Consider the following 26,276-nt stretch of genomic DNA (forward strand, 5'->3'; position numbering starts at 1 on the left):
GCGCCAGGTCAATGCATCGCCGCGCATTGTCCGGAATCTGCGCCAAGGGCCGGTTCGAGGATCACCTCATAGTCACTGACGCCTGCGGCATGGCGCCCGGCAATGTAGCCGAAGGTCATGGCCGGCCCCAGGTTGATGCCCCCGGACGGGTAGAAACCGCCCATGACACTGGCCATGTCGGTGCCCGCGGCATACAGCCCCGGGATCACCGCCCCGGCCTGATCCAGTACTTGGGCCTGGGGGCTGGTCTTGAGCCCGGCAAAGGTGCCGAAACTGCCGGGCAGCACTTTGACCCCATAGAACGGCCCTTGCTGGATAGGCGCCACACAGGGGTTAGGCCCTGGGTGCAGGGCGTCACCCTGCTTGCGGTTGTAGGGCGTCGAACCGCGACCGAACTCAGGGTCCTGACCCTGCCGGGCATGCTGGTTGAACGCTTGTACCGTGGCGGCCAGGCCTTGTGGGTCGATGCCGCAACGCCGTGCCAGCTCCTGGATGGAGTCGGCCCGTTGCAGGTAGCCGTTGCGTACCAGATGGCCCACGGGCAGGGGGAAGGGGCGGGCATAACCCAGCCCGTAACGACGCTGGAAGCGGTGGTCGCAGATCAGCCAGGACGCCACTTCCTCGCCGGCCGGAACCGCTTCCACCATGGCCGCGGTGTAGTCGTAGTAACCGTCGGCCTCGTTGACGAAGCGTTTGCCATTGGCCAGCACCCCGATCACCCCGGGCTTGGCCCGATCGATGATATGGGGAAAGTGGCCGATGCTGCCGTCGGCGTGTTGCACCCGCGATACCGGGGCCCAGGCCACCGGGCTGGCAAGGTCGGTGGCCAGCACGGCACCGGCGGCTTCACCGAGACGAATGCCGTCCCCCGAGCAGCTCAAGGGGGGCAAGGCCAGATGCTCGTCGGGGCCAGGCGCCCGGGGAAACAGCGCCTGGCGTCGAACCGGGTCGTGGGCAAAACCGCCGGCCGCCAGGACCACGCCGCGACGGGCACGGATCTCCCGCGGCCCCTGAGGCGTGTCGACCAGGGCGCCGTGCACCCCTTGTTCGTCCTGTAGCAGCGAACGGGCCGGCGACGACTCCAGCAGATTCACTCCCAGGTCCTGGGCCGACTTCGCCAGCCGGCCGATCAGCGCCACGCCGTTCACCAGGTGCATGGCCCGACCATGCAGCGCCAGGTCCCGCAAATGGCGGACAAAACGCTTGCCCACATGCAACAGCGACTTGAACGAGCGCGTCATGCTGAGAAAGGCGCCCAGGTCGGCCCCGGCCATGATCGGCATGCCCAGGAACGAGGTCTCGCGCAGGGTCCGGCGCAGGCGCGCCAGCAAGGGACCGATGGCCCGGGCGTCATAGGGCGCGGCGATCACCTGATGACCCTCGATGCCAGCCCCGGGCACCTGGCCATGGATGTCCGGAATGCCATTGCCGTCGACGAACTGCAGGGCGGTGTGCTGTTCGAAGAAGGCCACCATTTGTGGGCCGTTATCAAGAAAGGCGTCGATGCGTCCGGCGTCGTAGCCTTCGCCCAGTTCATGCCTGAGGTAGGTGCGCGGTTGCTGCGGGTTTTCATGGATGCCGGCGCGGCGTGCCAGCGGATTGCCCGGCACCCACATCCAGCCACCGGACCAGGCACTGGCACCGCCGAAAGTGGAATCCTTTTCCACTACTACCACCTTCAGCCCATGCCAGGCGGCGGTCACGGCACAGGCCAGACCGGCAGCTCCGGAGCCGATCACCAGCAGGTCACAATCCAGGGGCGGGGGGGTTGCGGCGGGAACTTCGCTCACGATGACAGACCTTTTTTGGTGTATTTATAAAAAAATGGAATTGTGTTCCATAATGTTGGAAAACTATTTCACGTGGCCATGAGGCTGTCAAACCCGCTGCGTTTTGCAGGTGGCAACGCCGTGTGCAGCGGCGTTGTCCGGGGGATGGGGGGGAGGGGAAGGAGAAAGGGGGGGCGGCGGCCTTGGTGGCGTCCGTCAGGGTTTGCGCAGGATCAGGTCGAACCTGTGGTTGTGCTTGGGACCGCGCAGGCTCTTGCCCAGCCCTTCGCTTTCCTCGAAATGCTCGATGTGCAGGCCGGCGCACAGTGCCTGTGCGGCGCTGCGGGAGTGAAAAGTCAGGTCTGGCGCCGTGGCCCATTGGTCCCGCTCACCGAACAGCTGGCCCACCAGCAATGCGCCGGGTTGCAAGGCCTCGACTTGCACCTGCCAGAACCGGGCGAAGGCGTCGGGGCGACAGAACGGCCAGGCCAGTCCGGCGTGAATCAGCTGGGCCGGCGCCAGTTCATCGAGGGTTTCGAAGTGTCCCTGGACGGCACGTAGGCGACCTTCGGCGAGGGTTCCGGCGCGGTCTTTGAGGCGCTCGATGGCGCTCGCTTCCTGGTCGATGGCCAGCACTCTCCAGCCGCGCTCCAGCAACAAGCGGGTCTCGATGCCCGAGCCGCAACCCAGGTCGATGGCCAGAGGGTGGTCCATGTCGGGCAGGTTCAAGGCCAGGGCGCGGCACAACAGGGGCGAAGGTGGGCGACCCTCGAAAGTCTTGTAGAAGGCTTCCCAACGGGCGGACGTCTCACTGTCTGGTGCTGGCATGAATCACTCCTTGATGGTTGGCGCCACATCCTACCGGAGCCCGGCCATCCTTTGCCGGGTTTCAGCTAGCACAAAGCCCAGGGGCCGGCCTGGCGCGGGAGGCAAATGCCGGGCAAGAAAAAGCCGCGCGCTCCCAGGGAACGCGCGGCGCTGTTCAACCACCGAAGACGCTGGGGATCAGCTCACTACGCGGTAGCACGGCACATAGGCCGCGCCGCCTGGCAGCTTCATGCGGTGCTGCTCGACGAAGGCTTTGAGCAACTGGTCCAGGGGCTGCATGATCGCCGGGTCACCGTGGATGCTGTAGGGACCTTTCTGTTCGATCAGGCGGATGCCCTGGTCCTTGACGTTGCCGGCGACGATGCCGGAGAACGCCCGGCGCAAGTTGGCCGCCAGTTCGTGGGGCGCCAGGGCGTGGTTCAGTTGCAGGTTGGCCATGTTCTCGTGGGTCGGATCGAAGGGGCGCTGGAAGCCCTCGTCGATCTTCAGCAGCCAGTTGAAGTGGAAGGCGTCGTTGCGTTCGCGGCGGAACTGCTTGACGGTCTTCAGCCCTTCGGTCATCTGCCGGGCCACTTCTGCCGGGTTGTCGATGATGATCTGGTAGTGCTTCTGCGCCGCTTCGCCCAGGGTCGCCAGGACAAAGGCGTTGAGCTGCTCCAGATAGGGCGCTGCGCTCTTGGGGCCGGTCAGGATCACCGGGAACGGCAGTTCACGGTTGTCCGGGTGCATCAGGATGCCCAGCAGGTAGAGGAATTCCTCTGCGGTGCCGGCGCCCCCCGGGAAGATGATGATGCCGTGGCCGACACGCACGAAGGCCTCCAGGCGCTTCTCGATATCCGGCAGGATCACCAGCTCGTTGACGATGGGGTTCGGTGCTTCGGCGGCGATGATCCCCGGCTCGGTCAGGCCCAGGTAGCGGCCGCCGCTCATGCGCTGCTTGGCGTGGGCGATGGTCGCGCCTTTCATCGGGCCCTTCATCACGCCCGGACCGCAGCCGGTGCAGATGTCCAGCTTGCGCAGGCCCAGTTCGTGGCCGACTTTCTTGGTGTATTTGTATTCTTCGGTATTGATTGAGTGGCCGCCCCAGCACACCACCATCTTCGGCTCCACGCCGGGCCGCAGGGTACGGGCGTTGCGCAGCAGGTGGAAGACGTAGTCGGTGATGCCCTGGGAGCTCTCCAGGTCGATGCGCTGGCTGTCCAGTTCGTTCTCGGTGTAGACGATGTCGCGCAGGGCGCTGAAGAGCATTTCCCGGGTGCTGGCAATCATCTCGCCGTCGACGAAGGCGTCGGCTGGCGCGTTCAGCAGTTCCAGGCGCACGCCACGGTCCTGCTGGTGAATGCGCACTTCGAAATCGTGGTAGGCGTCGAGGATGGTCTTGGCGTTGTCGACGTGGGCGCCGGTGTTGAGGATCGCCAGGGCGCACTGGCGGAACAGCGTGTAGATGCTGCCGGAACCGGCGGCGCTGAGTTGTTGCACTTCACGTTGCGAGAGGGTCTCCAGGCTGCCTTTCGGGCTCACCGAAGCATTGATCACTTGTCTTTGCGGCATTAATCCATTTCCTGAAATCGGCGCCACCGCGCCATGTGCGGTCAGTGGCGAAAAACGGCGGGGCAGTAAAAGAGCCACCGGTACGGGGCTTGGTTTCCAGCGGCAGGGCAAGAAAGCAAACGTCGTCGCGAGATTGTTCGCTGTCTGAATCTACCTCAAGCGGGCCCGCTGTGGCTGGAAAAATGACGATCCGTCACGGTCGCGGTGAATTTTCATCGAGCCTCAGCAGACACTGGCCCGTGCCGGGTCCATCACTGGCGAGGCTCCGGTCTGGGCCAGGCGTTGCTGCAGGGCCGGATACCCCGCGCTCTGGCCCCAGGCGTGTTCGTCCAGGGTCAGGCCGACGATCTGCAGGAATTCGAAGCGTCCGCTCAGCAATTGATGAGGCCCGGCAAAGGCCGGCGCGGGAATGAACAGCAATGCCTGCAACAGGCTGTCACCGCCGTCGATGGGTTGCCCGGTACGCATGCGGTCCCATTCGTCCAGCGGCGGCTGTTCGCCGAAACGGCCGGCGGCCAATAGCAGTTGATAGGCGCAGAACTTGCGCAGCAGGCGCAGGGCCCAGGGCGCCTGCTCAGGGGTTTCCAGCAGCAGTTCCTGGCCCATGCCGGACTCGCCGTCGGCCTCGGGTTGCGCATCTTCCCAGGCATTGGACAGCCCTGAGGTGACATACAGCCAACTGCTGCGCGTGGCAGTGGGAGGTGACTCGAAGACCCCGTGGCTGAGCCAGCGCGGGTCGACCGCGGTCTGGCCAAAGACCTCGCTGAACAGTGTCATGTCCAGCGGGTAGATACCCGGGCCCAGGTCGCCGAACAGCGCCGGGTAGAGTTGTTCTTCTCGTTGTGCCCAGGCGGCTTCAAACCATGAAGAGTCGGGGGATTGCGGCATGTGAAAGCGTCCTTGAACAGAAACGGCGGCTCGGCTTGAACCGCCAGAAAATCAGGCAAAGGCCTGGCGCAGCAATTGCGGCAGAATCTCTCCGGCCTTGCCCACCAGGCTGTATTCCTCAGGCTTCGTACAGGCCTGGGGCTGCGGGTTGATGTGCACCACGCAGGCACCTTGCTCCAGCGCCAGTTGGGGGATCTGCGCCGCCGGCTGCACCAGACCCGAGGTGCCTACCGACAACAGCAGGTCGCATTCGCCTGCCGCTTTGAATGCCTCCTTGAGGATGTGCGGTGGCAGGGCTTCGCCGAACCACACCACCCCGGGGCGGATCTTGCCGTTGCAGCCGGTGCAACGGGGGGGCTCCAGGCTGCAACCCTGCTCCGGCAACAGGGGTTCTGGCAGTTCGCCGCTGAAGGGGCGGTTGCAGGCGAAGCACTTGGGGTGGTGCAGGCTGCCGTGCAGGTGCAGCACCGAGGGGCTGCCGGCGCGCTCGTGCAGGTCATCGACATTCTGGGTGATCAGGGTCAGGCGCGGTACGCGTCGGGCCAGTTCGGCAATCGCCAGGTGGGCCGGGTTGGGTCGGGCCTGGAGCACTTTCATGCGGCGCCATTCATACCAGCCCCAGACCAGCGCCGGGTCCTCGCGAAAGGCTTGGGGCGTGGCCAGCCGCGCCGGGTCGAAGTTCTCCCACAACCCGGTCAGGGCGTCGCGAAAGGTCGGGATGGCGCTTTCGGCCGAGACTCCGGCGCCACTGAATACCACCAGGTGTCGGGCCTGGGCCAGGCGTTGGGGATCGAACTCCATGGATGACCTGTCTCCCTTGTTACGCTGATATCGGGGTCGCATTATCGCCAGCCGCTTCGGACCTGTCCGAAAAAAACACTGCGGGCGCATCGGGAATGAATTTATCGTCAAGCCGCCGCTCATAACTCTTGTCAGCGGTCCTGTCCGTAGAGTCCTCAAACCTTCAGGGAGTGTTACCCCATGTACCCAGCCTCGTCCGTCAACCCAGACGCCACCTCCCGTTTGATCCTGGTGGTGGAGGATGAACCGACGGTGCTGGAGTTCCTGTGCGAGATTCTGCAGGACGAGGGGTTTGCCACCGAGGCCATGGAGAGTGCCGACCGGGCCTGGGAGTTCCTGCAACAACATGCCGCGGACGTGGCCCTGCTGCTGACCGATATCACCATGCCCGGCCGGCTCAATGGCGCCAGCCTGAGCAACCTGTGCGGTGAGCACTGGCCGTCGCTGCCCATTGTGGTCATGTCGGGTTTCGAGACCCCCGAGAGTTCCGGGGTGCGTTATCCGGTGTCCTTCATTCGCAAGCCCTGGACCATCGGGCAGATCCTCGACTGCGTGGAAGGCGCGCTGAAATCGGCCCAGGGTTGAGGCGGTGCGCCTCACCCCGGCCCATCGCCGGTGTTACTCCTTGACGCTCATGAACTCCTTGGCCCAGACGATGTAGTCCTCGGGCTGGGTGTAGGTATGAGCCAGTTCGGTGGCACTCAGGTCCGAGGCCTGGGTGAAGATCTGCCGCTGTTCCCGCAGGCAATCGTAAGTGGCCTTGATCGCGGCGAAGTAGGCGGCGTGGCCGTCCACCACGATTTTCACTCCCAGCTCCGCCAGGCGTGCGTCGTCGCGCAGGGCCGGGTTGCCGTAGGTCACCAGCATCAGCGGCACACTCAGGTGCTCGGAGATCTGTTCCAGTTGCTCGAAATCACGAATGCCCACCATGCAGATGGCGTCGGCGCCGGCACGTTCGTACTGCTGGGTGCGGCTGATGATTTCCTGTACCGGGAGGATCCCGGCATTGGTCCGGGCAATGATCGCCAGTTCCGGGTCGACCCGGGCTTCGAGGGCGGCGCGGATCTTGCCGACGCCTTCGGCAACGCCAATCAGGTCGGTGGATTTACGCCCGAACTGGGCCGGCAGCAGGGTGTCTTCGATGGTCAGCGCGGCGATGCCGGCACGCTCCAGCTCAACCACGGTGCGCATCACGTTGAGGGCGTTGCCGTAGCCATGGTCGGCATCGGCGATCACCGGCAACTGGGCCACGCGGCCGATGCGGGTGGCCTGTTCGGCGAATTCGCTGAGGGTGATCAGGGCGAAGTCAGGGGCCGCCAGCACTTGCAGCGAAGCCACGGAGCCACCCAGGATGCCCACTTCAAAACCCAGGTCGGCGGCGATGCGCGCGGACATCGGGTCGAACACGGAAGCGGTGTGGTAGCAGGAGTTGGAAGCGATCAGTTCACGGAAACCGCGGCGCAAATCTTGATGGGAAAGCCTGGACATAACAGCTCCGAGATAGGATCGAGAGATCGACCTTGAGGTCGAGTCAGATTTTGCAATCAGTTCCCTTGGCGAGCCGATGATTGAAGGGCTCACAGCGAAACGTTAGTTGGGCAGATGAAGGTGAAGCAAAGGGTGGTAACAAGGCGTCTGGGTCTCACTCGGTTGCGTGAACCGGCAAGTTTATTATGCGAAGCCGACATAGCAGGACGAGGCTAACACGCTCCAAGGCCCGAGTTGATGAGGAATTTGCATAGCATTATGCCGGACCGGCATTGGCATTTTTTTTCTAACTGAATATTACGACGCTTCGCCGAGGGTGGTTGAGGAGGCCGTCGCAGGCAACCGGGGGCTTGTCGATCCCTGGCAAATCCACCAAGCTGCCGCGCTTCGAATGGCAGCTTGGCAGCTGCGCAATGGCTTGGTTCAAGGATGCAGGTAATGACGCTCAGGGTGTTGGTGGTCGGTGGTTATGGCAATTTCGGCAGCATCGTCTGCCGCTATCTGATCCAGACGCCCGGGGTGCATCTGCTGATTTCCGGGCGTGACCCGCGCAAGCTCGCGGCCAAGGTTCAGGCGCTGCAAGCCGAGGCTGGACAGCCCTGCGAAGGCTGGTGCGGCGATGCCATGGGCCCGCAGTGGGTGCCGGCGCTCAAGGCCCTGGATGTGCATTGGGTGATCCACACCGCAGGGCCGTTCCAGGGCCAGTCCTACGCGGTGGCCCAGGGCTGCATCGAGGCTGGGGTCAACTACTGCGACCTGGCCGACTGCCGCCAGTTCGTGCGCGGTATCGGCACCCTGGATGAAGCGGCTCGGGCCGCCGGGGTGACCCTCCTCAGCGGGTGCAGTTCGGTGCCGACCCTGTCGACGGCGATCATCGATGAGCACCGTGAGCGGTTCTCCCGCATCGATCGGATCGAGCACGGTATTTCCTCCTCGGCGAAAATGCCCGGCTTGTCCACCATCCAGGGTGTACTGGCCTACGCCGGCCGGCCGATCCTGCAACTCAAGGACGGCCAGCCGCTCCCGGTGATCGGCTGGCAGGGCCTGACCTTGCGCAAGCTGCCCAGGCTGGGCACGCGGCTGGTGGCCAATGTCGATGTGCCGGACCTGGACCTGTTCGCCGAGCGTTATGGCGCCCACACCTTGAGCTTCAAGGCGGGTGCCGGGCTGAAGATCGCCGGGCTGGCCAACGCCCTGCTGGCCCAGGCGGTGAAGCTCGGGCTGATCGCCGACCCGGCGCCTTGGGCTGCGCGTCTGCATCGTTGCGGCACTTGGTTTGAAGGTTTCGGCGACGGCCTCAGTGCCATGTACGTGGACGTGCATGGCCTGGGCCAGGACGGTCAGCCGCTGTCGATGTGCGCGCAGTTGACCGCCACCCACGATCACGGCCCGGAGATCCCCAGTTGCGCTGCGGTGGCCCTGGTGCACAAGCTGCTGGCCGGCCATGTGCCGGTCTCGGGGGCGCGTTCCAGTGCTGGCGAGGTCAGTGTCGAGGAGTACCTGCGGGCGATCGATGATCCGGATCACCTGCAACTGCAGGTGAGTTTCTCGCGCCCGCCGGTTTAAAACCCACTCACCACAGCAGGGGCTTGGCGAAGTCCTTCCAGAACAGCCAGCGCCGCAGTTCGTGGTGCTCGCCGGTGCCGATCTGCCAGTCCGGTCGTCCGCTATCCAGGGCGATCTGGACGATGATCCCGGCATAGGTCGCGGCCACCAGGGTCTTGCCGTCGGCGCTGATGTCCATGGCGGTGAGGGTCGAGCCGATGTAGTGCTGCCAGCGCTCTTCGCCGGTTTCACTGATGGCCCGCAGGTAACCGTAGGCGTCGCCGATGATGAACTCGTCGCCCCGTGAAGCAGCGGCATACACCCGGGCGCCTTCTTGCAGCACCGGGGTGCGCGGGTCGTCGCTGTAGAAGTCGGTGGAGAGCCCCGGCAGGTCGGCTACCGCCACCCCCACGCTGGCGCCGCCATAGAAGTGGCAAGCATTGAGCAGCAGGCGGTCGCCGCGCTGGTTGAAGTGAGCGAAGTGCGGGTACTCGCTGGCGGGGCCGATCTGCGCGACCTGCTGCAACCTTGCATCGAACACCAGGTGCATCCCGCTTTGCTCGCCGATGGCGATCCACTGGCCATCGGGCGACACCGCGCCATGTTCCATGCTCAGGCCGATGCTCAGGTCTTCGGCGGCGACGCCGTCGGCCAGGTCCTGCTGGATGTCCTCAAGGCTGCGCAGCAGGCGGGTGGCGCCATCGGCAGCCAGGACGAAGATGCCGTCGGCACTCACCAGCAGCACCCGGCGCCCGTCGGGGAAAGGGATCAGGCTGGTGGCAGAGGGGCGTCCGCTGTCTTCAAGCTCCAGACCTGCCGGCAGGCCGGCGTGAGGGGCGGGCCAGGGAAAGCTGGCGACCTGAGGCCCGTTCCAGCCGTCAGTGACCTGGATGCCGTCGGCCCGGCCCCAGGCGAAGTAACGCCGCTGCGGGCACATGCCGAAGCACTCCACCTGCTCCAGGGTCTGGATCCGCGCATCGTCGATATGCACCACGAAGCCGGCCTCGTAGGGCGCGCCGATGCGTGCCAGCAGGCTACCGTCCGGCAACAGGGCCAGGGTCGGAATCATCCGCCCCTGGCTTTCCAGGCGCGGCGTCAGTGGGAAGTGTGCCGGTGGCCAGTCCTGGCGGAACGCCTGGCGCGCGTCCTCATCATGGGGGGTCTGATTGCTCGCTTCCAGGGCCGCTTGCCAGTCCTGCAACAGGTGCTCGGTGTCGGGCATGTTCGGTTCCTTCAAGCCCTTCCAGCCCTCGCGGGTGCCGGTTTCGACATAGTGGTTGATGTCGCGGGCATAGGTCAGCACGGCTTGCTGCCATTGCTGTTGCGGGGACAGGTTCGAATTCGACTGGGACATGCGCGCAGGACTCCTTGTGGCGCTGGAAAAGGCGTAGCAGACCGGGGGATGGACCGGAAAAGCGCGCAGTTTATCCCTTGGCGGCGGCTTTTTTTCAAGGGGCCTGAGTGCCCCTGGTCAAGGCGCCCGAGTCCCGCTGTTCAAGGCGCGTAGGTGCTGACCCGATTGCGCCCGGCGTGCTTGGAGGCGTACAGCGCCTGGTCGGCCCACTCGATCAGGCAACGGTGGTCCCGGGCCGGACGGTCGAGGCAGGCGATGCCCAGGCTGATGGTGAAGGCGATGGCCTGGCCGTTGTGGATCACCTGTTGTGCTTCCACCGACTGGCGCAGGCGCTCGGCCAGGGTGTGGGCACCGGCCAGATCGGTGTGGGGCAGGAGGATGGCGAACTCTTCGCCGCCATAACGCCCGGCCACGTCGCTGTCGCGCACATGCTCGTGGATCAGTTGCGACACGCGTTTGATCACCGCGTCGCCGGCCTGGTGCCCGTAGCGATCATTGATCGACTTGAAGTGGTCGATGTCCAGCATCAGCAGGGCAATGGCGTTGCCGTGGCGGCTGTATTCGAACGCCAGGCGCTGTTCCCAGTGGCCACGGTTGAACAGCTGGGTCAGGTGGTCGACGCGTGACAGGTGCTGCAACTGCTGGTTGGCCTTCTGCAGCGCCAGGCTGTTGATCGCCACGTCGGTGAGGTCGTAGATCACCAGGCAGACATGATGGATCTCGCTGTTGGACGAACGCAGCGGCAGCAGCGTGGTGTTCTGGTACATGAACTCGCCCTGGCCGGTAATCGGTTGGTAATTGTTGAAATGCACCAGGTACGGCCGCTGCTTCCAGATGGTAAAGGCCGGTGTGCCCAGGGCCACCACACGCCCGACCTTGCGGGTGAACCAGGGTCGCTCGACCTCGGGGAACAGCTCGAAAAAGGACTGGTCGATGGCCTGCTTGGAGGGCACGCCGGAGCGGTTCTCCATGAAGCTGTTCCACACCTGGACCCGGCACTCCAGATCGAGCACCACGATCCCCACATCGATGCTCTGGACCACCGCCAGCAGCCAGTGCAGTTCACTGAAATCCATTCGTTTGGGCATGGCTCAATTCATCAGGTAGGCGAGCTTCTGTTCCAGCAAGGCCATGGAGCTCTCGGTGAACAGCAGCAACAGGTCGAAGTGGATGTTCTGTTCTTCCAGGCTGTAGCTGATCTCCACCGCTTGGGTCCTGTTCCAGCGTTGCTGGTTGAGCACGATCAATTCATCGATGGTGGTGTGTTCGCCCAGCACCTGGGGATGACCCACGGAAAAGAACACATCCAACTGCTCGGCAATGCTGCTCAAGCAGGCACCGATCAACACGCTGGACAGGTCGATCAGCACTTCCATTTCCTGATAGGGATCGGTGCCCTGTTCCATCAGTTGGGCGATGTCGGCCACTTCCGAGTCGTAGAACATCAGCAGCGCTTCGCCGGCAATGCCGCTGCCGATATAGCTCTGGCAGATGGCAGTCAGTTGCCGGGCGCGATTGGCATCGGCCAGGAGCATCTGCAGTTCGCCGGCCTCCAGCACATTGACGTGAGGGATCGGCAGGTGCACGAACACGTCCAGGACCTTGGCGATCAGCGCCGCGGCGTAGCCCATGGAGACGTTGACGGTTTCCCGGAACGCGTCGCGAAAGGTCACCAGGGGTGGCGGCGACAGGGGGGCGACGGGGGATGCGCCAGGGCTGTCCAGCAGTTGCAGTTCGTTGAGCAGTGCACGCAACTGCTGGGGATCGAAGGGCTTCTTCAGGAAGGCCCGGGCCCCCAGTTCGCGGGTGCGACGGACCGCTTCTTCCTGGACGTCGCCGGAGATGACGATGATCTGTGCGTCGATGCCTTCTTCCTGCACCGCACTCAAGACCTGGTAGCCGTCCATCACCGGCATGGTCAGGTCCAGCAACGCCACCTTGCCCAGCCCCCGGCGCAGCGCCTCCAGGCCTTCGCGGCCGTTGCAGGCCTGGGTCACGGACACCCGCCACTCGCTGGGCAAGGTCCGCAGCACCTGCTTGCGGGCCATGCTCGAGTCATCGCAGACGAGGAGAGGGATCATCGGGGTCGGACGCTCATTCGAAAAAAACCGCCGTTGGATAACGTTCAGGAATGTAACGAGTTGCCGCGTAATAAGGGTGGTGTAACGGGCTGTCCGTGCCGCGCCGCACTATAGTTCGGTCGGCAATGGAAGAACAAGTCGGCGTTCATTGAGTTATTTGTTCCAGATCATTGTTCTGTGCATTGAACTGCAGAGCGAGTTGCAACTTTCGGCTGATATCAGTCTGTGCCTCGATGCGTTGTTCCCTTTGCATTGCTGGGTGGGTTCAGCGAGATGCTGAAAGCATCGAAAGCCCTGAGATAGAAAGGTTGTTAAAGGTCAGTGAGCAGTTGTGCCTGTTTTCTGGCGTTTGGGAAATGACACTTTGCAAGCAACTTTAAAAGGCTGCCGTTCAATACGGTTGATGTACGAGCTGGTCAGGGACGGTGGTATGAAAGACGGCATATTCTGCTGCCGGAGGAGGGCGTGAAAGTTTCGGCGCAACCGCTGTTCCGATATTCCGTACAGCCCGCTTATATGCAACAAAACCTTACCGTGGAATGCTCTTCGATGATCGCTGCCAACCCTGTAGCCCTTGTTTCCCGCCGCCTATAGAGCACAAGGCGCAGGCCCGGCCGGCCGGGCAAAAAAATGTCAGATTTTGAGTCCCGGCCTGGACCTTTTCCTGCAATGCGCAATCATTACTGCGTGGAAAACATAAGGAGAGACGCATGTTCATTCGGTCATTGACCCTCGCTACTCTGCTCGCTGTCGCCGGCCCGGTCCTGGCGGCCGACAACGACGGCCCATTGGCTCAGGACCTGGGCAAGTCACGGCCATTGATCGTGATCGCCCCCAGTACCGTGGACCCGACCCTGGTGAGCCTGAAGAAATCCCTGGATGAGCCGGCGACCCGTCAAGCCTTCAACGAACGCAACATGGTCCTGTACACGGTGATCAACACCATCGGCCAGCGCGATGGCAAGGACATCGACCCGCAATCCACCATGGCCCTGATCCGCAGCCTCAAGCTGGGGGCGGGGGCCCAGACCAAGGTGATCCTGGTGGGCAAGGACGGTGAGAAAAAGCTCGAGCACTCCGGAAGCATCGAGCTCAAGGAAGTCTTCAGCGCGATCGACCAGTTGCCGGCGGCGGAGAAACAGGCCGCGGCTCCAGCTCCGGCTCCCGAGCCGGAAGCCAAACCGGCCAATGCCAAGGCCGGCAAGGCGACCAAGCCGGCGGCGGCGCCCAAGCCGCTGGACGACTGAATTGCATAGCCGGCTAGCCCGGGGCAGGCGTTGCGCGCCCCGGAACTTGCCCAGCGTCATCGCGTCAGCCCTGGCGCGATGACAGCGCCTCGAGGGTTTGGCGCAGCCCGTCGACGATCATCTCCACTTCTGCGGCATCGATCACCAAGGGGGGCAGCAGGCGGATGGTCGTGCCCCGGGTGACATTGATCAGCAGGCCATGATCACGGGCGGCGATCTGCACCAACTGCTGGGCCGGCTGCACCAGCTCGATACCCACCATCAGCCCCAGCCCGCGAATCTCCCGTACCGCCGGATGTCCCGCCAGTTCCTCCCGCAACCGACCTAGCAACTGGGCGCCGCGTTGCTCGGCGTTAGTCAGCAACTGCTGTTCCTCGATGATGTCCAGCACGGTGCAGGCCGCGCGGCAGGCCAGGGGATTGCCGCCGAAGGTACTGCCATGACTGCCTGGGGTGAACAGTTCGGCGGCCTTGCCCCGGGCCAGGCAGGCACCGATGGGAATGCCATTGCCCAGGCCCTTGGCCAGGGTCATCACGTCCGGTACCACGCCTTCGTGCTGACAGGCGAACCAGCGCCCGGTGCGGCCGATACCGCTCTGGATCTCGTCGAGCATCAGCAGCCAGTTGCGCCGGGTGCACAGCTCACGCACGGCCTTGAGGTAGCCGGGCGCAGCCAGCTGGATGCCGCTTTCACCCTGGATCGGCTCCATCAGCACCGCGCTGATGCGCGGACCGTGCTTGGCAACGACCGATTCCAGGGCGGCCAGATCGCCGAACGGCACCTTGAGAAAGCCGTCCGGCAACTGGCCGTAGCCCAGGCGCACTGCCGGGCCGTCGCTGGCGGCCAGGGTGGCCAGGGTCCGGCCATGAAAGGCGTTTTCCATGACCACCACCAGGGGCTGCTCGATGCCTTTGTGCCAGGCGTGCAGGCGCGCCAGCTTGAGGGCGGTTTCATTGGCTTCGGCCCCGGAATTGTTGAAGAACACCCGCTCCATGCCACTCAACTGGGTCAGTTTGGCGGCCAGTTGCTGCTGCCAGTGGATGTCATAGAGGTTGGAACTGTGCAGCAGCAGGCCGGCCTGTTCGCGGATGGCGCTGACCAGGCGTGGATGAGAGTGGCCGATACCGGTCACCGCGACTCCGGCGATGGCGTCCAGGTACTCACGCCCGGTCTGGTCCCAGAGGCGGCTGCCCAGGCCCTTGCAGAAGCTCAGGGCGAGGGGCTGGTAGGTGCTCATCAGGCAGGCGGCGGTCATGGCGGGCGACTCCATCTCAGGGGGTGTGCTGCCAGTATCGTTAGCCATTCAGGCTAGATAAACTCGCCATTTCTTTAATCATCTTGAAGTCAGGGTTGATAATGGATCTGTTCCAGGCAATGTCGGTGTACGTCAAGGTGGTGGAGGCGGGAAACATGACGGCCGCCGCCCGGGAATGCGCCATGTCCACCACCATGGTGGGCAATCACTTGCGGGCCCTGGAGCAGCGCCTTGGAGTGCGCCTGCTCAACCGCACGACGCGACGCCAGCGCCTTACCGAATTCGGCACCGAGTACTACCAGCGTTGTCTGGCGGTTCTGGGCCTGGTAGCAGACTCCGAGCGCCTGGCGGAGCAGGCCCAAGGCGAGCCCTCCGGCACCTTGCGCATCACCGCGCCGCTGACCTTCGGCACCGAGCGCCTGGCGCCGGCCCTGAGCGAGTTCCGGGAGCGCTGTCCGCAGGTCAAGGTGGAACTGACCCTGGCCAATCAGCGTTTCGACTTGAGCGACGGCGCCTTCGATGTGGCCGTGCGCCTGGGCAACCTGGACAACTCAGCGCTGATTGCCCGGCCGCTGCAGGATTACACCCTGACCATCTGCGCCGCTCCGGAGTACCTGGAGCGTTGCGGCACCCCGCAGGTTCCCGAAGATCTGCAGCAGCACAACTGCCTGGCATTTGCCTACCCGGCCGGTGACGAGTGGAGCTCCACCGCCACCCAATGGCCGTTGCGCGGGCCCGAGGGGGATGTGCTGATTCCGGTGTCCGGCTCGTTGCTGACCAACACCTCGTCCGGGTTGCACCGGGCGGCGCGGGGTGGGCTGGGGCTGGTGATGATGCCCGATGCGCTGGTGGAGGAGGACCTGCAGCAGGGCCGGCTGGTGCCGGTGCTGCAGGATTATCAGTTGCCGTTTCGGACGATGCACCTGCTGTATGCCCAGGACCGCTACCGCCTGCCCAAGCTGCGCAGCTTTGTCGACTTCGCCCTGGAGAAGTGGGGGCGTCAGGCCGACTCGGCGGCCAGCAACATCATTGCTGCCGACAGGGTGTGACCGTCGGTGATCTGGCCGGCGGCGATCATCGCCAGCAACTCCTGGCGGCTGACCCACAGTACATGGTCCACCTCGCCATCGGTGGCGGCGCTCTGCTGGTCGGCGATCTCGACCTGACACACCGCCACCGCGCTGGCGATCAGCGAAGTGTTGCTGTGCAGCAAGCCCAGTTGGCGGACCTGCGATGCCTGCCAGCCAGTCTCTTCCAGCAGTTCCCGGGCTGCGGCGTCACAGGCGCTTTCCCCGGCATCGATGGCGCCCCGGGGAAACTCGATGGACTGGCCGCCAATGGCCCGGCGTTTGAGGTCAACCAGCATCAGCCGGCCATCGGCCAGGGTCGGCACGGCCACCACGCCGTTTACCGCCTGGGCTTCCTTGATGATGAAGTAGCCGTTTTCGCGGACTACCTTGAAGTACGGGGTTTGCAGCAGGCACTGGCTTTCGGTGACGGAACTCATGGGCGGCATTACTCCAGAAAACAACGATCGAACAGGTACAACTCGGTGGGTTTGAGGCTTTCCACTGTGGCCTGAGGGCGGCCGCCATCGCCGCTTTTCTTGCGCCCGGTTTCCTGCAGGTAACCGGCCTCGCTCATCTTCAGCAGGCGCTGGCGGATGCTGGTCTTGAGCACTGGCCGTTGCAGCACCAGGGAGAAGATGCTCACCGCCTCGGGGGCGCTGAATTCCTGGCCGAGAAACATCAGCGGCAGGCTGCTGTACAGGGATTTGGAAAACAGCCGCTCCCGTGTCTGGGCCACCAGGCTGTTGTGGTCGAAAGGCAGTTTGAAGGCGCCGCTGGCTACGTCCGCGAGGGCAAAGAAACCCTGCTGCGGGCCGGGCTGCACCGGGTCGCTGACGATTCCCAGGTAAAAGGTCGAGGACGACCAGCAGCGCGGGTCGCGGAAGGCGTCGCCGACGGTGCCCACCTGTTCCAGCCAGGCCAGGGGCATGTCCACTTTGCTTGAACGGCGCAGGCGTTCCACCGCGTCATTCAGGCTGCGGTCCTCGACATCGCCGTTGACCACGATGCCCGGCAGTGCCCAGTGTCCGGCGAATGGCTCGCTGTCCCGTTGGTGAAGGAGAATTTCCAGCTCGCAGCGCTCGCGGTTGTAGCGCAGCAGGCACAGGTCGATGGTGTGCAGGTAGGCGCTGGGGAGGGTAGTGCGATCGTGCATATCAACTTCCGTGGACGGCGTAGAGGCCGTAGTTTAGCGGATTCATGCCCGGTGCCAGCCATTGGCTGGGCGGTGTTTCGCCGCGGGCCAGGCACTGGCGCAATACGCTGCTGCGGACCCCGGGCTGTTCCTCGATGCAGAGGATGGAAAAGCGTTGCAGCAATTCTTCGCCGCGATGGAACCTGGGCAACTGCCGCGCCACGTCTTCACCCACCACCAGGGCGATGCGCTTGCCGTCCAGGGCCAGGTCGTCGGCCAGGCGTTGCAGCAGAGTGAAGCTGTAGACCGGACCCGGATCGGCCAGGGCCAGCTGCCGCTCCAGGCGGCTGACCGCCAACTCGGCCTGGCACTCGGGCTGCAAGTGTGTGGTGATCGCCTGCAACCAGTTGGCCCGTTGCTCGAAATCGGCCATGCGCTTGCCATCCGGGTGGCGAAAGCTCGGGACTACCAGTACCCGGCGGGCGTGGCGAGCGGCTTCGAGCATCACCTGGGCGTGTCCGGCGTGGGGCGGGTTGAAGGCGCCGCCATAGAGGGCCAGTTCAAACATCTGCTTTTCCTCGTTTGGTACATGACGTGTACCTTAGCATCGCTTTTGTCGGCGGAGAATCTCCTTTTGCACCTTGCTATTGCAGATTGATTGAAGATCGATTGATAAAAATAAAATCCATAGGGGCTTGCCATGAAAGTACATGACATGTACTTTGTGCTCCATGCAGAGGAGAGACCCAGCATGAACAGCCAAACGATGAAGACCGCTTCCTTCGATGTCGATGCACAAAAGAGCTTTACCCCGCTGTGCCCGAACGAGTTGCCCGTGGCCGAAGGCGATCGCATCGGCGGCGAGCTGAATTTCATGGCGACCCTGGCCAGCCTGCGCATCGGCAGCAAGGACGCCCACAGCCCCCAGGCTCCCTGGGTGGTGGCCGAGCACGCACAGATGCTCCAGCCCACCGGCCTGGAACACGCCGACCTGACCTGGGTCAGCCACTGCGTACCGGGCACCGCAGGCTTCACCCTGCTGGACGAGTTGCCCACGCCGTACGACTACGACTACTTCGTGTGGAAGGGCGTGGAGCCGGACCTGCACCCCTATGGCGCCTGCTATCACGACCTGCACGGCAAGCTCTCCACCGGGGTCATCGAGTACCTCAACAGCCAGGGCGTGCAACAAGTCATCGTCGGCGGCCTGGCCCTGGATTTCTGCGTCAAGACCACCGCCCTGCAACTGGCCGCCGCCGGCTTCAAGGTGATCATTCACCTGCCGGCCTGTCGCGCCATCAGCGCCGAGGGTGCTACCCAGGCGATCAACGACATGCAACGAGCGGGCATCGCGGTTGCCGCGACCCGCGAAGCAACCGCCAGACTGGCCAAGGCCTGAGGAGTCATCATGGAAAGTGCATTCGACCGTAACAACGGCGTGATTCAGAGCCTGCTGGACACCGACTACTACACCTTCACCATGATGCAGGCGGTGCTGCACCAGCACCCCAATGTCGATGTGGAATACCAGTTCATCGTCCGCTCCAAAGAGTCCCTGGTGCACCTGATCCCCGAGATCCGCCAGGAACTGGAAAAGCTCGCCGGCCTGCAGATGCGCGAAGGCGAACAGCGCTTTTTGTTCAACAAGCGCTTTCGTGAGTACCTGACCCCGGACTTCGAACAGTTCCTCGGCCTGTTCCGCTTCAACCTGCGCTACATCCACGTGGCGGCGGTCGACGGCCAACTGAGCATCCGCGTCCGTGGTCCGATGCTGCACTGCATCATGTTCGAGCAGCCGGTGCTGGCCATGGTCAGCGAGTTGCGCAACCGCGATAAGTACCCCGAGGTGGAGCTTGAGGATGTCACTCGCCGGCTCTATCAGAAGTTCGAATGGCTGGAGAAAAACGCCAGCCGCGACGAGCTTGCCGAGTTCCGCGTTTCGGATTTCTCCACCCGCCGGCGCCTCTCGTTCAAGGCCCAGCGCGAAGTGGTGAAGATCATGCGCAGTGATTTCCCTGGGGTCTTTGTCGGCACCAGCAATGCGCACCTGGCCTACGAGTTCGACCTGCCGCTGATCGGCACCATGGCCCACCAGTGGTTGATGGTGCACCAGCAACTGGGGCGGTTGCGGGAGAGCCAGAACGCCGCCCTGGAGAATTGGGTGCACGAGTATCGCGGACGCCTCGGCATCGCCCTGACCGACTGCATCAGCACCGACTTTTTCCTCAAGGACTTCGACCTGTACTTCGCCAAGCTCTACGACGGCCTGCGCCAGGATTCCGGGGACCCGCTGCTCTGGGCCGACAAGGTCCTGGCTCGCTACCGCGAACTGGGCATCGACCCACGGACCAAGGACCTGATGTTCTCCGATGGCCTGAACTTCGAGAAATGCCTGCCGATCCTGCGCCACGTGCGTGGCCAGGCCAGGTTCGGGTTTGGCATGGGCACCAGCCTGGCCTGCGATGTCGAAGGCGTGGAGCCACTGAGCATCGTGATGAAACTGGTGCGGGTGCATGGTGAACCGGTGGTGAAGTTCTCCGACGACCCGATCAAGAACGTTTGTGAAGACCCGTCGTTCCTGCGCTACGCCGCCCAGGTGTTCAACGTCGATCTTGCCCACTCGCCCCTGGAGGCCTGACATGAGCAACCAAACCCAAGAACGCATTGCCCGGGAACTGGGCATTGACCGGCAACTGGTGCGTGGTGGCGAGGCCCTGGAAATCGCCCGGCGCGTGGACTTCATTCAGCACGTGCTGCGCGAGTCCGGCTGCACGACACTGGGGTTGGGCATCAGTGGCGGAGTCGACTCCCTGACGGCCGGCCGCCTGTGCCAGCTGGCGGTGGAGCAACTGCGCGGGGCAGGGCAGGAGGCGCGCTTCATCGCCATGCGCCTGCCCTATAAAAGCCAGGCGGATGAAAGCGATGCCCAGGCGTCCCTGGACTTCATTCGCCCGGACAGCGTCAGTACCTGCAACATTGCCGACAGCGTCGATGGAATGATGAATCAGCTACAGATCGAAGGCTTGCAACCCTCGGCGGCCCTCACGGACTTTGCCAAGGGCAACGTCAAGGCCCGAGCGCGGATGATCGCGCAGTACGCCGTGGCCAACTTCAGCAACGGCCTGGTGGTGGGCACCGACCATGGCGCCGAGGCGCTGATGGGCTTCTTCACCAAGTACGGTGACGGCGCCTGCGACCTGGCCCCGCTGTCGGGGCTGACCAAGACCCAGGTACGCCTGCTGGCCGACGCCCTTGGCGCTCCCGGCCAACTGGTGCACAAGGCGCCCACCGCGGACCTGGAAGAACTGGCCCCGGGCAAGTTGGATGAAACGGCTTATGGTTGCAGCTACGAAGAAATCGATGCCTACCTGATGGGCGAGCCCGTCACCGACGCAGTGCGCCACCTGATCGAACGTGCCTACCTGCGAACGGCCCACAAACGCGCCTTGCCACGTGCGCCCGCGACAGCCGGCCTATAGCAACGGACTTGTGTTGTTCGCCGGATCGCCTTCGCCGGCAAGCCGGCTCCTACAGATCGCGCTGCACCGAATCCCGTAGGAGCCAGCTTGCTGGCGAAGGGGCCCGCACGATCACCGTCATTCGCCTCCATGCCACCAGCGGGGGCGCTGGCCTTTGAACGAATGGCGGGTCGGTGCCAGTGCCTTGCGGTTGTTGCTGTCGAAGGCACCCAGCAGCAAGGCAACGGTTGGCTCATCATCGATGGCACCCAACGAACTGCCGCACTGTGGGCAGAACGCCCGGCTCGAATAGTCCGACGACCTGAAGGTCGCCGGTGCGCCGCCAGGGCCGGTCCAGGTCACCCGTTCCCGGGGGAACTCGACCCACGCCAGTGTCAGCGCGCCACTGTGGCGCTGGCACAGTTTGCACGAGCAGGTATGGGGATTGGCGGCAGGCCCTCGGGCCTCGAAGCGAATCTGCCCGCACAGGCAGCCGCCCTGGTACAGGCTGGCAGTCATCAGCGTGGGTTCTCCTGAGGAATCAAACGGTCCTTTTCCAAGTCATGCAGCAGTTCATCGAGCATCTCTCTGCGGCTTTCGACCTGCACCGGCGGAACATACCAGGCCGCTACACTATAGCCTTCACGACGGTAGTCGTAGGTCTTGAGCAGTTGGCCGTCCTTGAGCAGGCTGCCGCGCAAGTTGCTCTGGTAGGAGTAGGGCATGGGGAAGGTCAGCAGGGTGATGGCATTCAACGCGCCAAGCAGTCCGGCACTCTTGCCTCCAGGTTCGCTGATCAGGAGGCTGTAGCCGCTGCGACTGTAGCCACCATCGAGAAAGGAGAAGGCTCCGGTTTGACGCAGGGCGGCGATGGTTTCCCGTTGCTCCTGTTCGTCGAAGCGACTTTTCACCGGGCCCAGGTCCAGGGTCAGCGGTACATAGGGATGTTGACTGCGGTAGTCCAGCGGCGCCATTCGGGTGCCACAACCGGTGATGATCAGTGCGCTGCACAGCAGGGTGGTCAAACCTATGGGGTTCATTGGGCCTGACTCGCGGTTGGCAACAGTTGATCCTGACGCAGATCGCCAGCAAAGGCGCGGGCGATGCGCTGGATATTCTGCTCTTGCATTTCACCGCCCTGATCCAGCAGCCAGGTGTATTTATGCGTCAGGTTGCGATAGCTGTAGCGCTTGAGGAGCTTGCCCTCGTGCAGCAGGCTGATGTCGGTGTGGGTGTCGATGCCATTGGAGAGCGGCATCAGGAACAGAGTGGCGGCACTGAGGAAGATCAACGGCATTGGCGGCATGTCCCGCTCGGACTTGAATTGAATGCGGGCGCTGTAGTCGCCAGCTTGTCCGGCGCCGGTCTGGACATCTTCGAACACCCCGGTGGCACGCAAGGCGTTACGTAACTCAGCGGCGCGCAATGGGTCATCGACCATCACATGCAGGGGCATCAAATAAGCTTGGCCATCCGTCAGCGGACGGTCCGGCAAGGTGTCGGTTGCCGTGCAGCCCGCGAGCAGCAGGAGGGCGCAAAGGGTCAGGCAGGATTTCATGGATGAATCTCCGCAGTGGCGTTGGCTGGGCTGGTTTGCTTGTTGACGGGAAGGATGAAGGGCTTGGCCTTGTCCAGATCCAGCGGCATCCATTGCAGGTCCGGCAGCCCCGGCACCTGGCGCTGGGCAATCACGGCGTCACGGGGCATCTGATTGCTCCAGGCAAAGAAGCACTGGGTCACTTGGCTGCAGACCGAGCGAAACTCGCCGATGTAATACGCCTTGCCCGCCTCCAGGCGCAGCGGCAGTACGAACTCTTCGCGCGCTTCCTGGGATTGCAGGCGTGAGCCGAGCCCCGGGGTGTAGACCATGGACCAGAACTGGAAGTTGTAGAACTCGTAATCACCCGGTTTGAGCGGCATGACAAATACACTGCCGGCAGCGCGGGGTTCATGGATGTCCTCAGGCGTTGGCCGTGGGTCGCCCTCCCAGAGTGCCGCGGCGCCATTGATTGAGCCGCGCTTGCGAATCAGCAGGCGCAGGTTGGTGGCGGCACCGCCGCCGCCCAGGTACTGCGGGCCAATAGCGCCCACCAGATAGGTCGTGGGTTCGTTGGCTGCGGGTTGCAGAGGGGCGCTGACGATGGCGGCGGGTTGGCTGATGCAGCCAGAAACTATGCTGGTGGCCAGCAGCAAGGACGAAGCCTTGAGTACGCGGAACATGGGGAACCCTGAAAGTGACTTTGGACAAGGCGCGGGCAGGGTGCATGTATGTCTGTGCGTAAGCCCTCCCTGGCGCTGCTCATGAGCGGCGCCGATGGTACGGAATCGGTTGGGCTTTGGGTAGTTGCGGCCAGTGACAATTACCAGAGGGGGGCCTATTGACCGAACCCTCAGCGCAGTTTCTCCAGCATCTGGTAGTACCACATGCCCGCCGCCAGCATCGGGTTGCCCAACTGGTCGCCGAAGGGCACGCGGATGTGTTGGCAGGCGGCGAAGGTGTCGTAGTGGCCGAGGTGGCCGGTCAGGGCTTCGGCCATGATCTCGCCCATGATGTGGCTGGTGGCCACGCCGTGCCCGGAGTAGCCCTGGCAGTACCAGACGTTGTCCGAGAGCTTGCCCAGTTGCGGGATGCGGTTGATCACGATGCCCATGGCGCAACTCCACTGGAAGTCGATGCCCACGCCCTTGAGCGCCGGGAAGGTGCGTTCGATGCACGGGCGCAGTTCGCCGGCGATGTCTCGCGAGTCCTTGCCGCTGTAGTTGGCGCCGCCGCCGAACAGCAGGCGGCCGTCGGCGGTCATGCGGTAGTAGTCGAGGACGAAGCGGCAGTCGTAGACCGCCAGGTCCTCGGGGTTCAGGCGCTTGGCCAGGTCGCCCAACGGCTCGGTGGTGACGATGCCGCCCATGGCCGGGAAGATCTTGCCCTTGAGCTTCTTCGGCTCCAGCTTGTGGTAGACGTCGCCGGCCAGCAGCACTTGCTTGGCGTTGATCCGGCCTTGGGCGGTGATCACTGCCGGGTGTTCGCCGTGGACGATCTGCAGCACTTCGCTGTGCTCGAAAATCAGTGCCCCCAGGCTTTCGGCGGCCCGGGCTTCGCCGAGGCACAGGTTCAGCGGGTGCAGGTGCAGGTTGCGGGTGTTCTTGATGGCGCCGTGGTAGAGGTCGCTTTCCAGCAGGCCGCGCACCTGGGCTCGGTCCAGCAGGCTGACTTCGTCGCCCATGCCGCGGCGCAGCGCTTCTTCGTAATCGGCGCGCAGGCCCGGCAGGTGGCTGGGCTTGTAGGCCGCGTGCAGATGACCGTGCTTGAGGTCGCAGGCGATGGCGTATTTTTCCACCCGCTGCTGGATGATCCGGTGTCCGCGCCAGCGCAGGTTCCAGATGAAATCGTCGACCTCGTCGCCCAGTTCGCGGCGCATCTGCTTGCGCATGGCCGCATCGCCGGAAAGGCTGCCGGTGACCTGGCCACCGTTGCGCCCGGTGGCGCCCCAGCCAATCTTGTGGCTTTCGACGATGGCGACTTTCAGGCCGCGCTCGGCCAATTCCACCGCGCTGGCAACGCCGGTGAAGCCGCCGCCGATGATCACCACATCCACCTGATGGCTGCCTTGCAGGGTCGGGTAATGGGTTTCCTGATTCAGGGTGGCGCTGTAGTAGCTGGGGCAGCGCTCGGCTGCCGGGGTCCGCGGATCGAAGGCGGCTGTCATTGAAAAATCCTCTTGGAAAAAACAACCGGCGGCTGCGTGGGGGCAGCGGCCAGCGCTTCAGCAACTGTCGATGATCTGCCGGGCGCAGCTCAGGTCCGGCAACGCGGTTTCAGGCCGCCTTGCCCATGAGTCCAGCACCGCAGATCGTTTCTGCGGCTCAGGCCTGGGTCAGGTACCAGCGCCAGTCCTGCTCGCCGACTTCGGCCATGAACTGGCGGTATTCGGCACGCTTGACCGCCAGGTACACGCCGAGGAACTCACGGCCCAGGGCGTCCCGGGCCCAGGCCGATTGCTCCAGGGCGATCAGCGAGGTCAGCCAGTCGGTGGGCAGCAGTTCGGTGGCCTGGGCGTAGCCATTGCCCTGCACTGGATCGCCCGGATCGAGCTGTTCGCGCAGGCCACGATGGACGCCGGCGAGGATCGCCGCCGCGGCGAGATAAGGGTTGGCGTCGGCACCGCAGATGCGGTGTTCGATGTGCCGACTGTTGGCCGGGCCACCGGGCACCCGCAGGCTCACGGTGCGATTGTCGACGCCCCAGGTCGGCGCCAGGGGCGCGTAGCTGTTGGCCTGGAAGCGGCGGTAGGAGTTGGCGTTGGGGCAGAACAGCAGCAGCGATTCCAGCAGGGACGCGAGCATGCCGCCCACCGCCTGGCGCAGCAGCGGGGTGCCGGCCGGGTCCTCGGAGGCAAACAGGTTGCGGCCCGCAGCGTCGGCAATGCTCACGTGCATGTGCATGCCGGTGCCGGCCAGGTGGTCGAAGGGCTTGGCCATGAAGGTGGCTTGCATCCCGTGCTTGTGAGCCACGGCCTTGACCAGACGCTTGTAGCGCACCGCCTGGTCCATGGCCTCCAGGGCATCGCCGTGTTCCAGGGTGATTTCCACCTGGCCCGGGGCGTACTCGGAGATCGCCGTGCGTGCCGGAATGCCTTGCAGTTTGCAGGCGGCGTAGAGATCGGCGAGGAACGGCTCGATCTGCTCCAGCTCCCGCAGGCCATAGACCTGGGTGCTGCGCGGACGACCGCCGTCGGCGTCCAGGGCCGGTTGCGGTCGGCCGTTGCCGTCACGCTTGGCGTCCAGCAGGTAGAACTCCAACTCGCAGGCCATCACCGGGTGGTAACCCTCGGCCTTGAGCCCGTCGATCACTTTGATCAGCAGGTGGCGCGGATCGGCGATGCTGGCGGGCATGCCCTCCTGCGGATGCATGCTGACCTGCACAGCCGCGGTGGGAATCTGCCGCCACGGCAGGCGCACCAGGCTGCCGGCCAGCGGGTAGGCACGGCAGTCGATATCACCGACGTCCCACACCAGGCCGGAGTTCTCCACGTCGTCGCCGTTGAGGGTCAGGCCGAGGATGGTGCTGGGCAGGGGCCGGCCGCTTTCATACACCGCCAGCAGTTCTTCGCGGTGCAGCAGCTTGCCTCGGGGCACGCCGTTGGCGTCGAGGATGAACAGCTCGATCATGTCGATGTCGGGGTTGGCGGCCAGGAAGTCACGGGCTTCGTCGAGGGCGGCAAATTTCATCAGGGTTCTCGCTTGCGCCATTGGGGCGCGCAGGTTTTCAGGTCCTGCAACAACGCCGCGCACGGTGCGGTTGCAAGGGTAGAAATCAGGTCTGGGAGCGGCACGCGCAGGAGGGCGCGATCAGGCCAGAAGCGAGTGATCCGGAGGACGTGAGGAGTGGCGCAGACGGGAGCGGCACAGGGCCATGGGCAGGTTGACCAGAAGCTTCATGGGCAGGGCCTGTCCAGCAAGTACAAGCCGATGACGGCGGCGCGGTCCTCATGGACCTCACGAGGCGTGGCGGGGAGCGAGCGGGGCAGCGAGAACCCAGCGTCGACGTCAGCACCGCGGCCACTGTGCAGGGGCGCGGGCGCTGATCTGTCGAATCCGTGAAACGGGCTCAGGGGGTACATCGCCGGGTGATCTCGCTGTCGAGTTCGTTGTAGTTATTGGTTATGGGAACCGGGCGCTGCTGGGGCAGAGCAATGGAGCCGTTGTCCCAGGGCGGATCAATACTGCAAGAATCCGTCCGCCAATGTAAGGGGGGTAAACGGCTCCAGTCCCCTGGCGGGTGCCCTGCACCCACGGGGAGAGGTGCGAGCTA

At 64.1% G+C, this 26,276-nt stretch carries 26 protein-coding genes; 7 read left to right on the forward strand and 19 right to left on the reverse strand.

Features of this window, described 5'->3' with window-relative positions; translation table 11 throughout:
* Positions 1-8: 8 nt before the first annotated feature.
* From KHO49_RS26685 to KHO49_RS26705, 5 genes are all read right to left on the reverse strand, one after another.
* A complete protein-coding gene (locus KHO49_RS26685; RefSeq protein ID WP_213666140.1) occupies positions 9-1,790 on the reverse strand; it encodes an FAD-dependent oxidoreductase in 1,782 nt (593 codons plus the stop codon).
* A gap of 195 nt (positions 1,791-1,985) precedes the next feature.
* A complete protein-coding gene (locus tag KHO49_RS26690; protein WP_213666141.1) occupies positions 1,986-2,597 on the reverse strand; it encodes a class I SAM-dependent methyltransferase in 612 nt (203 codons plus the stop codon).
* 177 nt (positions 2,598-2,774) lie between these two features.
* Complete coding sequence (ppnN, locus tag KHO49_RS26695; RefSeq protein ID WP_102879885.1) at positions 2,775-4,148, reverse strand: nucleotide 5'-monophosphate nucleosidase PpnN; 1,374 nt, start codon at positions 4,146-4,148, stop codon at positions 2,775-2,777.
* A 222-nt stretch (positions 4,149-4,370) separates the two neighbouring features.
* The gene (locus tag KHO49_RS26700; protein ID WP_170004439.1) at positions 4,371-5,036 is read right to left on the reverse strand and encodes a suppressor of fused domain protein; all 666 of its coding nucleotides are present in this window, start codon (positions 5,034-5,036) and stop codon (positions 4,371-4,373) included.
* Between the two features lie 51 nt (positions 5,037-5,087).
* Positions 5,088-5,837, reverse strand: coding sequence for an SIR2 family NAD-dependent protein deacylase (locus tag KHO49_RS26705; protein WP_170004441.1), 750 nt, complete (start codon positions 5,835-5,837; stop codon positions 5,088-5,090).
* A 180-nt stretch (positions 5,838-6,017) separates the two neighbouring features.
* Here KHO49_RS26705 and KHO49_RS26710 point away from each other — a divergent pair, with 180 nt between their 5' ends.
* Positions 6,018-6,422, forward strand: a complete 405-nt coding sequence (locus KHO49_RS26710) for a response regulator (protein ID WP_102879882.1) — start codon at positions 6,018-6,020, stop codon at positions 6,420-6,422.
* 33 nt (positions 6,423-6,455) lie between these two features.
* Here the strand turns inward: KHO49_RS26710 and KHO49_RS26715 are convergent, their stop codons facing one another.
* On the reverse strand, positions 6,456-7,325 hold the full coding sequence (locus KHO49_RS26715; protein WP_110595821.1) for an oxaloacetate decarboxylase: 870 nt from the start codon (positions 7,323-7,325) through the stop codon (positions 6,456-6,458).
* A gap of 438 nt (positions 7,326-7,763) precedes the next feature.
* Between KHO49_RS26715 and KHO49_RS26720 the strand changes: the two genes are divergently transcribed.
* A complete protein-coding gene (locus tag KHO49_RS26720; RefSeq protein ID WP_213666142.1) occupies positions 7,764-8,891 on the forward strand; it encodes a saccharopine dehydrogenase family protein in 1,128 nt (375 codons plus the stop codon).
* Between the two features lie 7 nt (positions 8,892-8,898).
* Here the strand turns inward: KHO49_RS26720 and KHO49_RS26725 are convergent, their stop codons facing one another.
* The 3 genes from KHO49_RS26725 to KHO49_RS26735 all read right to left on the reverse strand — a co-directional run bounded on the left by KHO49_RS26725 (position 8,899) and on the right by KHO49_RS26735 (position 12,305).
* On the reverse strand, positions 8,899-10,224 hold the full coding sequence (locus KHO49_RS26725; RefSeq protein ID WP_213666143.1) for a YncE family protein: 1,326 nt from the start codon (positions 10,222-10,224) through the stop codon (positions 8,899-8,901).
* Positions 10,225-10,364: 140 nt separating this feature from the next.
* On the reverse strand, positions 10,365-11,312 hold the full coding sequence (locus tag KHO49_RS26730; protein ID WP_102864309.1) for a sensor domain-containing diguanylate cyclase: 948 nt from the start codon (positions 11,310-11,312) through the stop codon (positions 10,365-10,367).
* 3 nt (positions 11,313-11,315) lie between these two features.
* Positions 11,316-12,305, reverse strand: a complete 990-nt coding sequence (locus KHO49_RS26735; RefSeq protein ID WP_102864310.1) for a response regulator — start codon at positions 12,303-12,305, stop codon at positions 11,316-11,318.
* A gap of 710 nt (positions 12,306-13,015) precedes the next feature.
* Here KHO49_RS26735 and KHO49_RS26740 point away from each other — a divergent pair.
* On the forward strand, positions 13,016-13,552 hold the full coding sequence (locus KHO49_RS26740) for a DUF4174 domain-containing protein (protein ID WP_110653520.1): 537 nt from the start codon (positions 13,016-13,018) through the stop codon (positions 13,550-13,552).
* Positions 13,553-13,616: 64 nt separating this feature from the next.
* Here the strand turns inward: KHO49_RS26740 and KHO49_RS26745 are convergent, their stop codons facing one another.
* Positions 13,617-14,807 (reverse strand): aspartate aminotransferase family protein, encoded by a 1,191-nt coding sequence (locus KHO49_RS26745; protein WP_213666144.1) that lies wholly within the window; start codon positions 14,805-14,807, stop codon positions 13,617-13,619.
* 101 nt (positions 14,808-14,908) lie between these two features.
* On the opposite strand from KHO49_RS26745, the gene KHO49_RS26750 reads away from it, so the two are divergent.
* On the forward strand, positions 14,909-15,856 hold the full coding sequence (locus KHO49_RS26750; protein ID WP_102864313.1) for a LysR family transcriptional regulator: 948 nt from the start codon (positions 14,909-14,911) through the stop codon (positions 15,854-15,856).
* On the opposite strand, the gene KHO49_RS26755 is transcribed toward KHO49_RS26750, so the two are convergent.
* From KHO49_RS26755 to KHO49_RS26765, 3 genes are read right to left on the reverse strand one after another with little or no spacing between them, the layout of a single operon-like run.
* Entirely contained in the window at positions 15,808-16,314 is a 507-nt protein-coding gene (locus tag KHO49_RS26755; RefSeq protein ID WP_102879876.1) for an NUDIX hydrolase, read from the reverse strand. The genes KHO49_RS26750 and KHO49_RS26755 overlap by 49 nt on opposite strands.
* 8 nt (positions 16,315-16,322) lie before the next feature.
* On the reverse strand, positions 16,323-17,030 hold the full coding sequence (locus tag KHO49_RS26760) for an NUDIX hydrolase (RefSeq protein ID WP_110595815.1): 708 nt from the start codon (positions 17,028-17,030) through the stop codon (positions 16,323-16,325).
* Between the two features lies 1 nt (position 17,031).
* Positions 17,032-17,577, reverse strand: a complete 546-nt coding sequence (locus tag KHO49_RS26765) for an adenylyltransferase/cytidyltransferase family protein (RefSeq protein ID WP_102879874.1) — start codon at positions 17,575-17,577, stop codon at positions 17,032-17,034.
* A 183-nt stretch (positions 17,578-17,760) separates the two neighbouring features.
* On the opposite strand from KHO49_RS26765, the gene KHO49_RS26770 reads away from it, so the two are divergent.
* The 3 genes from KHO49_RS26770 to nadE are packed head-to-tail and all read left to right on the forward strand — an operon-like array spanning position 17,761 to position 20,488.
* The gene (locus KHO49_RS26770) at positions 17,761-18,408 is read left to right on the forward strand and encodes an isochorismatase family protein (protein WP_102864317.1); all 648 of its coding nucleotides are present in this window, start codon (positions 17,761-17,763) and stop codon (positions 18,406-18,408) included.
* Positions 18,409-18,417: 9 nt separating this feature from the next.
* Positions 18,418-19,647, forward strand: a complete 1,230-nt coding sequence (pncB, locus tag KHO49_RS26775) for a nicotinate phosphoribosyltransferase (protein ID WP_060838784.1) — start codon at positions 18,418-18,420, stop codon at positions 19,645-19,647.
* Between the two features lies 1 nt (position 19,648).
* Complete coding sequence (gene nadE / locus KHO49_RS26780) at positions 19,649-20,488, forward strand: NAD(+) synthase (RefSeq protein WP_213666145.1); 840 nt, start codon at positions 19,649-19,651, stop codon at positions 20,486-20,488.
* Between the two features lie 117 nt (positions 20,489-20,605).
* On the opposite strand, the gene KHO49_RS26785 is transcribed toward nadE, so the two are convergent.
* From KHO49_RS26785 to KHO49_RS26810, 6 genes are all read right to left on the reverse strand, one after another.
* Entirely contained in the window at positions 20,606-20,986 is a 381-nt protein-coding gene (locus tag KHO49_RS26785) for a GFA family protein (protein ID WP_110595811.1), read from the reverse strand.
* The gene (locus KHO49_RS26790) at positions 20,986-21,507 is read right to left on the reverse strand and encodes a hypothetical protein (RefSeq protein WP_110595810.1); all 522 of its coding nucleotides are present in this window, start codon (positions 21,505-21,507) and stop codon (positions 20,986-20,988) included. The genes KHO49_RS26785 and KHO49_RS26790 overlap by 1 nt, the downstream gene beginning before the upstream one ends.
* Positions 21,504-22,025, reverse strand: coding sequence for a hypothetical protein (locus KHO49_RS26795; RefSeq protein ID WP_072452323.1), 522 nt, complete (start codon positions 22,023-22,025; stop codon positions 21,504-21,506). The genes KHO49_RS26790 and KHO49_RS26795 overlap by 4 nt, the downstream gene beginning before the upstream one ends.
* Positions 22,022-22,687, reverse strand: coding sequence for a hypothetical protein (locus KHO49_RS26800; RefSeq protein ID WP_102879868.1), 666 nt, complete (start codon positions 22,685-22,687; stop codon positions 22,022-22,024). The genes KHO49_RS26795 and KHO49_RS26800 overlap by 4 nt, the downstream gene beginning before the upstream one ends.
* A gap of 170 nt (positions 22,688-22,857) precedes the next feature.
* Positions 22,858-24,171 carry an NAD(P)/FAD-dependent oxidoreductase gene (locus tag KHO49_RS26805; RefSeq protein ID WP_110595807.1) on the reverse strand — a complete coding sequence of 438 codons (1,314 nt, stop codon included), beginning with the start codon at positions 24,169-24,171 and terminating at the stop codon, positions 22,858-22,860.
* A 157-nt stretch (positions 24,172-24,328) separates the two neighbouring features.
* A complete protein-coding gene (locus tag KHO49_RS26810; protein WP_102879866.1) occupies positions 24,329-25,693 on the reverse strand; it encodes a glutamine synthetase family protein in 1,365 nt (454 codons plus the stop codon).
* Between the last annotated feature and the right edge of the window lie 583 nt (positions 25,694-26,276).

Origin of the sequence: Pseudomonas sp. RC4D1, from assembly GCF_018390395.1 — a bacterium.
Lineage (GTDB): Bacteria > Pseudomonadota > Gammaproteobacteria > Pseudomonadales > Pseudomonadaceae > Aquipseudomonas > Aquipseudomonas danubii.